This window comes from Pseudomonas capsici, from assembly GCF_017165765.1.
Lineage (GTDB): Bacteria > Pseudomonadota > Gammaproteobacteria > Pseudomonadales > Pseudomonadaceae > Aquipseudomonas > Aquipseudomonas capsici.
The window spans coordinates 1-13,866 of the sequence record NZ_JAFGZD010000025.1; the positions used below are offsets into that span (position 1 = coordinate 1).

Below are 13,866 nucleotides of genomic sequence, written 5' to 3' on the forward strand. Positions count from 1 at the left end.
TCGGTTCATAAAAGCACAAGCAAAAGCAGAAAAGCTCTTTGCCGCGGTCGTGAGAGCACCGCAGAACGCGACGTTGGCGAAGTAACCCCGCCGTCAGGCGGGGCCGAACCCTCATCCGCAATACATGACACCTGTTTGCTGCGCGACAGCGCGGCGGCGGGTGATCTCCCACATCACCAGCGGTGCCTTAGAAATCCCCCCACAACTGCTGCGCCACGCTCAGCGCCACCACCGGCGCTGTCTCGGTGCGCAGCACGCGCGGGCCGAGGCGGGCGGCGTGGAAGCCGGCAGCTTTGGCCTGCTCGACTTCCGCGTCGTTCAGACCGCCTTCCGGGCCGATCAGGAAGGCCAGGGTCGTCGGTTTATCATGGCTGGTCAGGGCTTCGGCGACCGGGTGCAGGACCAGCTTGAGGTCGGCCTCGGTCTGCTTGAGCCAGTCGGCCAGCGTCATCGGCGCATGAATCACCGGCACCACCGAACGGCCGCATTGCTCGCAGGCGCTGATTGCGATCTGTTGCCAGTGCGCCTGACGCTTTTCTGCTCGTTCGTCCTTGAGGCGGACTTCGCAGCGTTCGCTGACGATAGGGGTGATTTCACTGACACCCAGCTCCGTGGCTTTCTGGATGGCCCAGTCCATCCGCTCGCCACGCGACAGGCCCTGGCCCAGATGAATGCGCAGTGGCGATTCGATCTGTCCGGCCAGGCTTTCAGAGAGCTGGACACGCACGCGTTTCTTGCCGACTTCCACCAGCGTGCCGCGAAACTCCGTGCCCGAACCGTCGAACAGTTGCAGCGCATCGCCCTCGGTCATGCGCAGGACGCGACTGATGTAGTGCGCCTGAGCCTCGGGCAATTCGTGTTCGCCCAGGCTCAGGGTGGCGTCGGTGAAGAAGCGGGACAGTCTCATGGTGGTTCTCGGTGTTCGGTGATGTAAACGTCTGGATTCTGGAATTTGAGTTGTCGCGGGCAAGCCTTCTCCCACCAGATCCACAGGGTTCCTGTGGGAGGGGATTTGCCCGCGAATGCCCCTATCCCGGATCCCGGAAGTCCGGATGGAAGTTCTCGCGCACGGCCACGCTGATGTTGCTGCGGGTCGCGATGTCGATACCCTCGCTGGCGACTTCGGCCAGGAAGTCGATCTGCTCGGGGGTGATCACGTACGGCGGCAGGAAGTACACCACGCTGCCCAGTGGCCTTAACAGCGCGCCGCGTTCCAGTGCGTGCTGGAAAACCTGCAGGCCACGGCGTTCCTGCCACGGATAGGCGGTCTTGGTTGCCTTGTCCTGGACCATCTCGATGGCCAGCGCCATGCCGGTCTGGCGCACTTCGGCTACATGGGGATGATCCACCAGATGCGCCGTGGCAGTGGCCATGCGCTGTGCCAGCGCCTTGTTGTTCTCGATGACATTGTCCTGCTCGAAGATATCGAGGGTCGCCAGCGCCGCCGCACAGGCCAGCGGGTTGCCGGTGTAGCTGTGGGAATGCAGGAAGGCGCGCAGTGTCGGGTAGTCGTCGTAGAAGGCGTCGTACACTTCGTCGGTGGTCAGGCAGGCGGCCAGTGGCAGATAACCGCCGGTCAGTGCCTTGGACAGACACAGGAAGTCCGGGCGGATCCCGGCCTGTTCGCAGGCAAACATGCTGCCGGTACGACCGAAGCCCACGGCGATTTCATCGTGAATCAGATGCACGCCGTAGCGGTCACAGGCCTCGCGCAGCAGTTTGAGATAGACAGGGTGATACATGCGCATGCCGCCTGCACCCTGGATCAGCGGCTCGACGATCACTGCCGCCACGCTGTCGTGATGTTCGGCCAGGGTCTGCTCCATGGCGGCGAACATATTGCGCGAGTGTTCTTCCCAGCTCATGCCTTGCGGACGGTTATAGCAGTCCGGGCTCGGCACCTTGAGGGTATCGAGCAGCAACGCCTTGTAGGTTTCGGTGAACAGCGGTACGTCGCCCACCGACATCGCGGCCATGGTTTCGCCGTGATAGCTGTTGGTCAGGGTCACGAAGCGTTTCTTGTCCGGCTTGCCGCGGTTGAGCCAGTAGTGAAAGCTCATTTTCAGCGCGACTTCGATACAGGACGAACCATTATCGGCGTAGAAGCAGCGTGTCAGCCCTTCGGGCGTGAGTTTGACCAGTCGCTCGGACAGCTCGATCACCGGCTGATGGCTGAAGCCTGCCAGGATGACATGCTCAAGCTGGTCGACCTGATCCTTGATCCGCTGATTGATGCGCGGGTTGGCATGACCGAACACATTGACCCACCAGGAGCTGACGGCATCCAGATAACGCTTGCCTTCGAAGTCTTCCAGCCAGACGCCTTCACCGCGTTTGATTGGGATCAGTGGCAGGTTTTCGTGATCTTTCATCTGCGTGCAGGGGTGCCACAGGACCTTGAGGTCACGTTGCATCCACTGGTCATTCAGGCCCATTGGCAATCTCCGGGTAACGACTCGCATGACGCGAGGGCGAACAATCGCGCAAGCCTATGCAATGCCCGGCTGTGGGACAACCATTTGTATCGTTTGAACATCGCTGGCGGGCATTTTATGGCTGGCGTATGCTGCGCGCCTCTTCTTTGTTTCTGGCAATTTTCCCCACGTTTTCGGAGTTCGCGGAATGCTTTCTGGGTGGCTGCGCGCGTGTGCGCTGATGGTGATAGGTCTGGTCAGCGTTTCGACGTTCGCCAATGAAAAACAACGTACGGCCATTGTTGTCGGAGGCGGGCTGGCAGGCCTGACGGCGGCGTATGAGTTGCAGAACAAAGGCTGGCAGGTCACGTTGCTGGAGGCCCGCCCCAATATCGGTGGCCGTTCCGGTCTGGCCACCAGCGAGTGGATCGGCAATGCCAAGGCGCAGCCGGTGCTGAACCGTTATCTGGACAGCTTCAAGATCCAGAGCGTGCCGGCTCCCGAGTTCGTGCGTACTCCCAGCTACCTGATCGATGGCGTGCATTTCACCCAGGCCGATCTGGCGCTCAAGCAACCGGCGACTGCCGAGGCCATCAAGCGCTACGAGGAAACCCTGGACAACCTGGCTCGCTCCATCGAAGACCCGGAAAACCCGGCTGCCAACAGCACGCTGTTCGCCCTGGACCAGATCAACGTGGCCAATTGGCTGGATCGTCTGAATCTGCCTGCGACGGCGCGCCAGTTGATCAACCAGCAGATCCGCACCCGCTATGACGAACCTTCGCGCCTGTCGCTGCTGTATTTCGCTCAGCAGTCGCGGGTCTACCGTGGCGTGGACGAGCGCGATCAGCGCGCTGCACGCCTGCCCGGCGGCAGTGCGGTGCTGGCCCAGGCGTTCGTCAAGCAGCTCAAGACCATCAAGACCAGTTCTGCGGTCTCGGCCATCGTGCAGGACAAGGACAGCGTCACGGTCAAGGTCGGTACTGTCGGCTACAGCGCCGATTATGTGGTGCTGGCCGTGCCTTTGCGCTCGCTGGGCAACATTCAGATGACCCCGGCACTGGATGCCCGGCACCTGGGCGCTCTGAAGGGCACCAACTATGGCTGGCGCGACCAGATCATGCTCAAGTTCAAGACGCCGGTCTGGGACAGCAAGGCGCGCATGTCGGGCGAGGTGTTCAGCAATACCGGCCTGGGCATGCTGTGGATCGAGCCAGCGCTCAAGGGCGGTGCGAATGTGGTGATCAACCTGTCTGGCGACAATGCCCGGATCATGCAGGCATTTGGCGACAAGCAACTGGTCGATCAGGTGCTGATTCGTCTGCACACGTTTTATCCACAGGCGCGTGGTGCCTACACCGGTTATGAAATCCGTCGCTACAGCATCGATCCATCAACCGGCGGTTCTTATCTGGCATTTGGTCCCGGCCAGATCAGCAAATACTGGCGTCTGTGGGAAAAGCCCGTACAGCGTGTAGCTTTTGCGGGTGAGCACACCGATGCTCTGTACCCGGGCACACTGGAAGGCGCTCTGCGCAGCGGTCAGCGTGCAGCCAGTCAGGTGCAGGATCTGGCGGCTGGCAAATCGTTCGAGCCGGTCAAGGTGGTTCCGCCAGTGGCGCCTGCTCCTGCGGTGAAGAAGCCGGAAGGTGGTTTCTTCAGCAATCTGTTCGGTTTCGGTGATTCCTCCGACAAACCTGCAGAAAAACCTGCCGAGAAGCCGGTGGAGAAAGCACCTGAGCCAGCGCCTGCCCCGACGCCTGCACCTGCGCCTGTCCCGGCCGCGCCGGTGGTTGCGCCAGTGGCCGAGCCAGCCAAGACGCCTGCCAAAGCCGAGCCCGCCAAGAAGGCTCCGGCCAAGACCGAGCCAGCCAAAAAGGCACCGGCCAAGGAAACCGCAAAAAAGGAGCCAGTGAAAAAAGAGGCTGCCAAGAAGGAGCCTGCGAAGGAAAAGGCGCCTGCCAAACCGGCTGCAGCCCCCAAGACACCGGCCAAAACCGAAGCGGCACCGGCCGACGTCAAGAACTGACGCAGCCATCGCTGACAGAAGAGGCGCGGATAGATACCGCGCCTTTTTTTATGCGCGCTCGATTCGTTCTCTATAAACCGGCTGTGTAGTGGAACTTTCGGAATAGTGCCGTTCATCGCCATCGAAATGCCGACGGTCATGGCACAGTGTTACTGAGCTTAATTTATCGAGATGCTGCGCCAGCAGAACGGCCCGAGATCATCGAAAAGGGTTCGGGTCGAGAATCGAAAGCTCGAAGGTAGAAAAATACTCATCATGTTTTTCGATATTTCAGAGCAAAATTTTGCGCTTTCATTCGATAGATAAAAAGCTAGTCTGGTAACACTTATCACAGGGTATTTGCGATGCAGTTACGTAATTCATCCTCTCGCTACGGTCTGGTCGGCATGGTGCTGCATTGGGGCGTGGCTGTTGTGGTCTTCGGGTTGTTTGGGCTTGGGCTATGGATGATGGGGCTGGATTATTACGATAGCTGGCGCAAGGCCGGGCCCGATCTGCACAAGAGCATCGGCATCACGCTGTTTGCCGTGATGCTGTTCCGTGTGGTCTGGCGTCTGCTCAGCCCGCCGCCTGCGCCGTTGGCCAGCTACAGTAAGCTGACGCGCATCGGTGCTGCATTCGGTCACTTGTTTCTGTATGTCGCTCTGTTTGCCGTGATGTTCGCCGGTTACCTGATTTCCACGGCCGATGGCGTGGGAATTCCGGTCTTCGGTCTGTTCGAGGTTCCAGCGTTGATCAGTGGTCTGCCCGGCCAGTCGGAGACTGCGGGCTGGATTCACTTTTATCTGGCATGGACCATCGTGATTTTTGCGGGGTTCCATGGTCTGGCTGCACTGAAACACCACTTCATCGATCGTGACGTGACCTTAAAACGTATGTTGGGTCGTAACTGATTGTTCAACCAAAACGGGAATGGGAATAAAAACATGTTGAAGAAGTCTCTCGCTGCTCTGGCTCTTGGTACTGCTCTGTTGTCTGCCGGTCAGGCGATGGCTGCCGATTACGTGATCGACAAGGAAGGCCAGCACGCTTTCATCGATTTCAAGATCAGCCACCTGGGCTACAGCTTCATCCATGGCACTTTCAAGGATTGGGACGGTACTTTCAGCTTCGATGCTGCCAAGCCTGAAGCCAGCAAGATCGCTGTCGAGCTGAAAACCGCCAGCCTGTTCACCAACCATGCCGAGCGCGACAAGCACATTCTCAGCAAGGACTTCCTGGACGCTGGCAAATACCCAGAGGCCAAGTTCGTTTCCACCAGCGTCAAATCCACTGGCGAGAAAACCGCTGACGTCACTGGCGACCTGACCCTGCACGGCGTCACCAAGCCGATCGTGATCAAGGCGACCTTCAACGGCGAAGGCAAGGATCCATGGGGCGGCTACCGTGCCGGCTTCAACGGCACCAGCACTCTGAACCTGAACGACTTCGGCATCAAAGGCCCAGGTCCGACTTCCCAGACGCTGAACCTGGACATTACCTTCGAAGGTATCCAGAAGAAGTAAGGGTTACCTGATCGACGGAACGCCGGCCTTGTGTCGGCGTTCCTGTTTTTGCGATGCATACAAAAACGCCCCGAACCAGTCGGGGCGTTTCTGTTTCAGCCGTGCTGTCAGCTCTCGCGATTACGAGTCAGCAGGGCCGGCTTTTCACCGCGTGGGCGGCTTGGCAACTGATCGAGCTGCTCGGCAGAAGGGAACCGGTCGATTTTCGATTCCTTGTGCATGATCTTCGGCTGAGACTGCTGGCCTTCACGAGGACCGCGAACGGCTGGCTCCTGACGATCGTCACGTGGCGGACGGCGGTTGCGTTGCTGACCGTCACGGGCACTGCCGCTGCCATTGCGCTGGCCGGAACCCGAGCCATTGCGTTTGGCTGGAGCGCCGCTGCCCGAACTGCGAGGGTTACCCTGGCGGCCTGAGCCCTGCGGACGACCAGCTCCAGCGGGCGTAGCGCCCGGTGCAGCAGGTGCTCCCGGACGACGGCCACGGCCCTGATTCTTGCCCTGATAAGGGCTTACATAATCAGCGCGGTTGCCGAAGTTATCCACATCGTCATCCAGGAACTCGTCGGGGGCGCGATCGGCAGCCGGGCGCGGTGGTTGCGACTGGCGTTGCTCGCGTGGCGTACCTTCACGAGGCTTTCTTTCGCGTGGCTGGCGTGCCGGACGTTCGCCGGATGCTGCAGCTGCAGCCGCCGGTTTTTCCTTGCCTTTGTCCTTGCCCTTGTCGCGACGACCGCCGTTGTTGCTGCTCTTTTCGCCTTCGCCACGTGGCGCACGAGGTGCGCGTGGGTTGCGAACGTCCGGACGCTCACGAACTTCAGGCTTTTCAGCCTCGACTGCATTGATGTCGAAGCCCATCAGGTCGCCGTCAGGGATTTTCTGACGGGTCATACGCTCGATGCTCTTGAGCAGTTTCTCTTCGTCCGGCGCAACCAGCGAGATGGCCTCGCCGGTGCGGCCTGCACGGCCCGTACGACCAATGCGGTGCACGTAGTCTTCATCGACGTTGGGCAGCTCGAAGTTGACCACGTGCGGCAACTGATCGATATCCAGGCCGCGGGCGGCGATATCGGTGGCGACCATGATACGTACATCACCGGCCTTGAAGTCGGCCAGGGCCTTGGTGCGGGCGTTCTGGCTCTTGTTGCCGTGGATCGCGACAGCGCTGAGACCGTGCTTGTCCAGGTACTCGGCCAGACGGTTTGCGCCGTGCTTGGTGCGGGTGAAAACCAGAACCTGTTCCCATGCACCCTGAGTGATCAGGTGCGCCAGCAGCGAACGCTTGTGGTTGGCTGGCAGGCGGAAAACCCGTTGTTCGATGCGCTCGACCGTGGTGTTCGGTGGCGTGACTTCGATGCGCTCGGGGTTGTGCAGCAACTTGCCGGCCAGGGCAGTGATGTCGCTGGAGAAGGTCGCCGAGAACAGCAGGTTCTGGCGCTTGGCCGGCAGGCGGGCAAGGACCTTCTTCACATCGTGGACGAAGCCCATGTCGAGCATCCGGTCTGCTTCATCGAGCACCAGGATTTCAACGTGGGACAGATCGACGCTGCCTTGTCCGGCCAGGTCGAGCAGACGGCCCGGGCAGGCCACCAGCACGTCCACGCCACGAGCCATGGCCTGGACCTGCGGGTTCATGCCGACACCGCCGAAGATGCAGGCGCTGACGAACTTCAGGTCGCGGGCATACAGCTTGAAGCTGTCATGCACCTGGGCAGCCAGTTCGCGGGTCGGGGTCAGGACCAGTACGCGCGGTTGGCGCGGGCCATGACGCTGGGATTTGTCCGGATGACCGTTGGGGAACAACCGCTCCAGGATCGGGAGGGCGAAGCCACCGGTTTTACCAGTACCTGTCTGTGCCGCAACCATCAGGTCGCGACCTTGCAACACGGCGGGAATGGCCCGCTGTTGCACCGGAGTAGGCTGGGTATAGCCCGCTGCCTCGATGGCGCGGACTAAAGCCTCGGAGAGACCGAGGGAAGCAAAGGACATGAGTAATCCTGTTCTGTTGGAGCTGAGCTCAAGGGATAGTCTGCCTGGCGCGAATGACGTTCAGCTCTTGTAGAAGCGGCCAATCGCTTGATTGCCGACCTTGTGTACAGAGACTGAGAAGACGCGATCCCGTCCGGTCCTGCGGGGTCTTTGATTCATCTCGGGTCATCGGCGCGTGTTGGAAATGCGCTGTTTTCGTGATCGAGATGGCTTCTGCAAGACCGAGCGTCCGGGCGTAAGCCTGGCGGGAAGGCTGGAGTATAACAGAGCAAACGCGCTGCGCTGCTGTCATGCTGCCCAACGGTTTTTGCTGCAGGACCTTTCGGATATTGGATGCCGAAAGATCCTGCCTGGAGATGACCCTTTCAGCGTGGCAGCTTCAGGTTGTTCCAGATGGCCAGGCTCGGTTCTGCCTGGTTGAGCGTATAGAAGTGCAGGCCCGGTGCGCCGCCTTCGAGCAGGCGTTCGCACATTTCGGTGATGACCTGCTCGCCAAACGCCTGGATGCTCTGGATGTCGTCTCCATAGGCTTCCAGTTGCTTGCGAACCCAGCGCGGGATTTCCGCACCGCAGGCATCCGAGAAACGCGCCAGCTTGCTGTAGTTGGTGATAGGCATGATGCCCGGCACGATCGGCAGGTTCACGCCTTTCTTCTGCACGCGCTCCACGAAGTGGAAGTAGCTGTCGGCATTGAAGAAGTACTGGGTGATCGCACTGTCTGCACCGGCATTGGCCTTGTGCACGAAGTTTTTCAGGTCGCTTTCGAAGTTGTGAGCCTGAGGGTGCATCTCCGGGTACGCCGCCACTTCGATATGGAAGTGACTGCCGGTTTCTTCACGGATGAAGGAAACCAGGTCGCTGGCATAGCGCAGTTCACCGCTGGCCATGCCCATGCCGGATGGCAGGTCACCGCGCAGGGCGACGATGCGTTTGATACCGGCATTCTTGTACTGGGTCAGCAGCTCGCGCAATTCGGCTTTGCTGTCACCCACGCACGACAGGTGCGGTGCGGCAGGGATTCTGACTTCGTTTTCCAGCTGCAGCACGGTATTGATCGTGCGGTCGCGGGTAGAACCACCGGCACCGTAGGTGCAGGAGAAAAAATCGGGGTTGTAGCTGGCCAGCTGACGGGCAACGGTCAGCAGCTTTTCATGTCCAGCATCGGTCTTCGTCGGGAAGAACTCGAAGCTGAAGCGACGGTCTTGGGACATGATGGAGGGAGCCTCCAGCGGCAAGCTTCAAGCTCCAGGCTGCAAGAGGGCTGTGCGCCGGTCTCAAGAGTCTGGAGCTTACAGCTCACGGCTGCATGATAGCGATAAAAGGAGCAGGCTTCAGGCCCAGGCAGCAAGCAAGCGAAATGCTTTTACTTGCTGCTTGAGACTTGAAGCTTGCCGCTACTTAGTAACGATAAGCGTGTGGCTTGAACGGACCTTCGACGGTCACGCCGATGTAGTCGGCCTGGGTCTTGGTCAGCTTGGTCACGACGCCGCCGAAGCCGCGGACCATTTCCAGGGCCACTTCTTCGTCGAGTTTCTTCGGCAGTACTTCAACGGTCAGGCGCTCGGCTTTCTGGGCTGGCGACAGGTCGGCGTACTTCTGCTCGAACAGGAAGATCTGGGCCAGAACCTGGTTGGCGAACGAGCCGTCCATGATGCGGCTCGGGTGGCCTGTGGCGTTGCCCAGGTTGACCAGACGGCCTTCGGCCAGCAGGATCAGGTAGTCGTCGTTCTGTGGATCGAAAGAGCCAGCGCCGGTGCGGTGGATCTTGTGAACCTGTGGCTTCACTTCTTCCCATGCCCAGTTCTTGCGCATGAAAGCGGTGTCGATTTCGTTGTCGAAGTGACCGATGTTGCACACCACAGCGCGTTTTTTCAGCGCCTTGAGCATGTTCGCGTCGCAGACGTTGACGTTGCCGGTGGTGGTCACGATCAGGTCGATCTTGCCCAGCAGGGCCTTGTCGATGCTGGCCTCGGTGCCGTCGTTTTCACCGTTGATGAACGGCGAAACCACTTCGAAACCGTCCATGCAGGCTTGCATGGCGCAGATCGGGTCGACTTCGGTGACCTTGACGATCATGCCTTCCTGACGCAGGGACTGAGCAGAGCCCTTGCCCACGTCACCGTAGCCGATGACCAGTGCCTGTTTGCCGGACAGCAGGTGATCGGTACCACGCTTGATGGCGTCGTTCAGGCTGTGACGGCAGCCGTACTTGTTGTCGTTCTTGCTCTTGGTGACCGAGTCGTTGACGTTGATGGCCGGGATTTTCAGCTCGCCCTTGGCCAGCATGTCCAGCAGACGGTGTACGCCAGTGGTGGTTTCTTCGGTCACGCCATGGATGCGGTCGAGCATCTGCGGGTATTTCTTGTGCAGGATCTCGGTCAGGTCGCCGCCGTCGTCGAGGATCATGTTGGCATCCCATGGCTGGCCATCCTTGAGGATGGTCTGCTCGATGCACCACTCGTATTCTTCTTCGGTCTCGCCTTTCCAGGCGAACACAGGAATGCCGGCAGCGGCGATGGCGGCAGCGGCCTGATCCTGGGTGGAGAAAATGTTGCACGACGACCAGCGAACTTCAGCGCCCAGTGCGACCAGGGTTTCGATCAGCACGGCGGTCTGGATGGTCATGTGGATGCAGCCGAGGATCTTCGCGCCCTTGAGCGGTTGTTCACCCGCATACTTGCGGCGCAGCCCCATCAGGGCTGGCATTTCGGACTCGGCGATGATGGTTTCGCGACGGCCCCAGGCAGCCAGGGAAATATCGGCCACTTTGAAATCGTTGAATTCTGCAGGCGTGATTACAGCACTCATTGAGAGTCTCCATTCCATAAAAATGCGAATGGGCGCCGTTGTGCGTTTAAGGCTTGACCAGTGGACCGGTCAAACAACGCCCCATCCGAGCCTGACAGGGAAAACCTGCTGCAGCGCCCCTCGGACAGGTGGCGGGAACGGTATCAAGTGAAGATGACCGTTTTGAAACGGTTGGCAGTATAGCTGCGCTGACGATTCTTCCCAAGGTTTTCTATCGGTGAAATCCCGGACACGGGGTTTTTAGGTATGCTGCCGTCAAGACAGGCATCCATTGACAGTTGCTCAGGAGTGAATATGAATTTCCACACCCGCAAGTGGGTCAAGCCCGAAGACCTCAACCCCAACGGTACGCTGTTTGGCGGCAGTCTGCTGCGCTGGATCGATGAAGAGGCTGCGATCTACGCCATCGTCCAGTTGGGCAATCAGCGTGTGGTGACCAAGTACATCTCGGAAATCAACTTCGTCAGTGCTTCGCGCCAGGGCGACATCATCGAGCTGGGAATTACTGCCACCGAGTTCGGGCGTACTTCGATCACTCTGATGTGTGAGGTCCGTAACAAGATCACTCGCAAGAGCATCCTGACGGTAGAGAAGATGGTGTTCGTCAACCTGGGCGACGACGGATTGCCTGCGCCCCATGGCCGTACTGAAATCCGCTACATCAAGGATCAGTTCGACATCCCGGAAGAATAAAGAGAGGCGTCCTGCCTCAAGGGCTTGAGGCAGGACGGCAGGTGGTCAGCCCTGCAGTTGGCGCAGCCACGCCAGACCTTCACTGGTATCGCCCTTCGGACGATATTCGCAACCGATCCAGCCTTTATAGCCCAACTGGTCGATCACCTCGAACAGGTGCGCGTAGTTCAGCTCGCCCAGATCCGGTTCGTGGCGATCCGGCACGCCAGCGATCTGGATATGGCCAATGCCTGCAAAGTCACGACGCAGTTTGGCGGTCAGGTCGCCTTCGACGATCTGGCAGTGGTAGCAGTCGAACTGGACCTTGAGGTTGTCGGCACCCACCTGACGACAGATATCCTGTGCCTGATCCTGACGATTGAGGAAGAAGCCCGGCATGTCGCGGGTATTGATCGGCTCGATCAGCACGGTGATGCCGGCCGCCCTGGCCTGTTCAGCGGCAAACGCCAGGTTTTCCAGATACACCGCCTGATGGCGCTGACGCAGGTCTTCGCTGGGCAGCAGGCCTGCCATGACGTGAATCCGGTCATTGCCCAGTACCTGAGCGTATTCCAGCGCACGCTCGATGCCACTGCGAAATTCAGCTTCGCGGCCCGGCAGTGTGGCAATGCCTCGTTCACCGGCTGCCCAGTCTCCCGGTGGAGCATTGAACAGCGCCTGCACCAGACCGTTGTCGCTCAGGCGTTGCTTGAGCTCCTGGGGGCTGTAGTCGTAGGGAAACAGATACTCGACCGCGCCGAAACCATCGGCAGCGGCTGCGGCGAAGCGCTCAAGAAAATCATGCTGGGGGTACAGCATGCTGAGGTTGGCGGCAAAACGAGGCATGTTAACTCCAGTCTCTAAAGGTCAGACGAAGGGCCAGAGCAGCAGGGTCAGGACGAAGCCCAATGTACCCAGCAGCGTGACCAGTACGGTCCAGGTGCGCAAGCCGTCGGCGACGTTCAGGCCCGCCAGCTTGGTGAACATCCAGTAACCCGCATCGTTGATGTGCGACATGGCCAGACCGCCACCGCCCATTGCCAGGCAGAGCAAGGCCAGATGGTTGGCGCTCAGATCCAGCGTGGCGATCAGCGGGCTGAGGATACCGGCGGTGGTGACCAGCGCCACAGTGGTGGAACCCTGGACGGCACGCAGCAGCATGGTCAGCAGGAAGCCCAGAGCCAGAACCGGCAGGCCGGTATTGCGCAAGGCTTCGGAAACCACCGCACCGATACCGGTATCGACCAGCACTTTACCGAACACGCCACCGGCACCGGCGATCAGGATCACCATGGCCACGCCCGGCAGTGCCGAGCCGATCACGTCAGACACCTGGGAACGGCTCCAGCCGCGACGTGTGCCCAGCAACCAGGCGCACAGCAGGGTATCGATCAGCAGCGCAACCAGTGGCGCACCGAGGACGGTCAGAATGCTGCGCAACGTGGACGTTGCGGGCAGCATGGTGGTGGCCAGTGTACCCAGCAGGATCAGCACGATAGGCAGCAGAATCAGCGCAATGATCAGCCCGAAACCCGGTGCAGGGGCTGGCGGCAGTTTGCTTGCCAGACTGCTGGCGCTTTCTTCGCCGCCCAGCGTCTTGGCCTGAGTCGTTTCGCGAACGGTGGAATAGTCGTTGCGCGCCCAGGCTTCCAGGTCTTCGTTGGTGACATGCGGACCGTAGACTTCGCTACGGATATCGTCGGTCATCGGATAGGTCTTGCGGGTCATGCGCCCGGCCACGAAGTAACCGATGATGCACAGCACCGCGACCATCGGAATACCCAGCATCAAGACACGACCCAGGTCTGCGCCCAACTGGCTGGCAGCGGCCACGGCGCCCGGATGCGGCGGCAGGAAGGCATGCACGGCCAGCAATGCGGCGCACATCGGCAGGGCAAAGATCAGCAGCGGTTTGCGTGCGGCACGTGCCACGCCATAGGCCAGTGGCATGAGAATGATCACGCCGACTTCGAAGAACACCGGGATACCGACCATGAAGCCCGCGACTGTCAGTGCCAGTGGCGTGCGCTTGTTACCGAAGCGGTCGATCAGCGTTCTGGCCAGTGCTTCTGCGCCTCCCGACAGCTCGATGATGCGCCCGATCATCGCGCCCAGGGCAATGATGATCGCGATGTGGCCAAGGGTCTTGCCCATGCCGCCTTCGATGGTTGCGACCAGATCGGCCGGTTTCACACCGGCCACCAGCGCCACGATGATGCTGACCAGCATCAGGGCCACGAAAGGCTGGAATTTGTATTTGAGAACCAGAAACAGCAGCAGTGCGATACCTGCACCCGCAATAGCCATCAACATGAAAGGAGTCATGCCTGTGCACTCCCGCAGAGGTTGAGCGAGACAAACGCTGAGCAATAGCTGACAAAAGCGAGATAGGGATGATTCATGCTCTTGAGTCCTGTTGTTATTGTGTGTGGTGATGCTGTCGTCGGTCG

Annotated in this window: 11 protein-coding genes and 1 riboswitch; of the genes, 4 read left to right on the forward strand and 7 right to left on the reverse strand. The window is 59.9% G+C overall.

Going from position 1 to position 13,866, the window contains the following annotated elements; translation table 11 throughout:
* Positions 1–187: 187 nt before the first annotated feature.
* Together JSY17_RS22955 and JSY17_RS22960 are read right to left on the reverse strand one after the other, a co-directional pair.
* The gene (locus tag JSY17_RS22955; protein ID WP_117184417.1) at positions 188–907 is read right to left on the reverse strand and encodes a 16S rRNA (uracil(1498)-N(3))-methyltransferase; all 720 of its coding nucleotides are present in this window, start codon (positions 905–907) and stop codon (positions 188–190) included.
* A 121-nt stretch (positions 908–1,028) separates the two neighbouring features.
* The gene (locus JSY17_RS22960; protein WP_117184418.1) at positions 1,029–2,435 is read right to left on the reverse strand and encodes an adenosylmethionine--8-amino-7-oxononanoate transaminase; all 1,407 of its coding nucleotides are present in this window, start codon (positions 2,433–2,435) and stop codon (positions 1,029–1,031) included.
* Between the two features lie 187 nt (positions 2,436–2,622).
* On the opposite strand from JSY17_RS22960, the gene JSY17_RS22965 reads away from it, so the two are divergent.
* From JSY17_RS22965 to JSY17_RS22975, 3 genes are all read left to right on the forward strand, one after another.
* The gene (locus JSY17_RS22965) at positions 2,623–4,443 is read left to right on the forward strand and encodes an FAD-dependent oxidoreductase (protein ID WP_206403093.1); all 1,821 of its coding nucleotides are present in this window, start codon (positions 2,623–2,625) and stop codon (positions 4,441–4,443) included.
* 344 nt (positions 4,444–4,787) lie between these two features.
* Positions 4,788–5,336, forward strand: a complete 549-nt coding sequence (locus JSY17_RS22970; RefSeq protein ID WP_122370692.1) for a cytochrome b — start codon at positions 4,788–4,790, stop codon at positions 5,334–5,336.
* Between the two features lie 33 nt (positions 5,337–5,369).
* Positions 5,370–5,948 carry a YceI family protein gene (locus JSY17_RS22975; RefSeq protein WP_117165449.1) on the forward strand — a complete coding sequence of 193 codons (579 nt, stop codon included), beginning with the start codon at positions 5,370–5,372 and terminating at the stop codon, positions 5,946–5,948.
* A gap of 107 nt (positions 5,949–6,055) precedes the next feature.
* Here the strand turns inward: JSY17_RS22975 and JSY17_RS22980 are convergent, their stop codons facing one another.
* The 3 genes from JSY17_RS22980 to ahcY all read right to left on the reverse strand — a co-directional run bounded on the left by JSY17_RS22980 (position 6,056) and on the right by ahcY (position 10,744).
* Positions 6,056–7,936 carry a DEAD/DEAH box helicase gene (locus JSY17_RS22980; protein WP_117165450.1) on the reverse strand — a complete coding sequence of 627 codons (1,881 nt, stop codon included), beginning with the start codon at positions 7,934–7,936 and terminating at the stop codon, positions 6,056–6,058.
* A gap of 365 nt (positions 7,937–8,301) precedes the next feature.
* Entirely contained in the window at positions 8,302–9,147 is an 846-nt protein-coding gene (gene metF, locus JSY17_RS22985; protein ID WP_117165524.1) for a methylenetetrahydrofolate reductase [NAD(P)H], read from the reverse strand.
* Positions 9,148–9,334: 187 nt separating this feature from the next.
* A complete protein-coding gene (gene ahcY, locus JSY17_RS22990) occupies positions 9,335–10,744 on the reverse strand; it encodes an adenosylhomocysteinase (RefSeq protein ID WP_117165451.1) in 1,410 nt (469 codons plus the stop codon).
* Between the two features lie 23 nt (positions 10,745–10,767).
* Positions 10,768–10,872: riboswitch (S-adenosyl-L-homocysteine riboswitch) on the reverse strand.
* 166 nt (positions 10,873–11,038) lie between these two features.
* On the opposite strand from ahcY, the gene JSY17_RS22995 reads away from it, so the two are divergent.
* Positions 11,039–11,437, forward strand: a complete 399-nt coding sequence (locus JSY17_RS22995) for an acyl-CoA thioesterase (RefSeq protein ID WP_025262222.1) — start codon at positions 11,039–11,041, stop codon at positions 11,435–11,437.
* Positions 11,438–11,482: 45 nt separating this feature from the next.
* On the opposite strand, the gene otnI is transcribed toward JSY17_RS22995, so the two are convergent.
* Together otnI and JSY17_RS23005 are read right to left on the reverse strand one after the other, a co-directional pair.
* A complete protein-coding gene (gene otnI / locus JSY17_RS23000) occupies positions 11,483–12,262 on the reverse strand; it encodes a 2-oxo-tetronate isomerase (protein ID WP_200998724.1) in 780 nt (259 codons plus the stop codon).
* Positions 12,263–12,283: 21 nt separating this feature from the next.
* Positions 12,284–13,741, reverse strand: coding sequence for a GntT/GntP/DsdX family permease (locus tag JSY17_RS23005; RefSeq protein WP_117184421.1), 1,458 nt, complete (start codon positions 13,739–13,741; stop codon positions 12,284–12,286).
* Between the last annotated feature and the right edge of the window lie 125 nt (positions 13,742–13,866).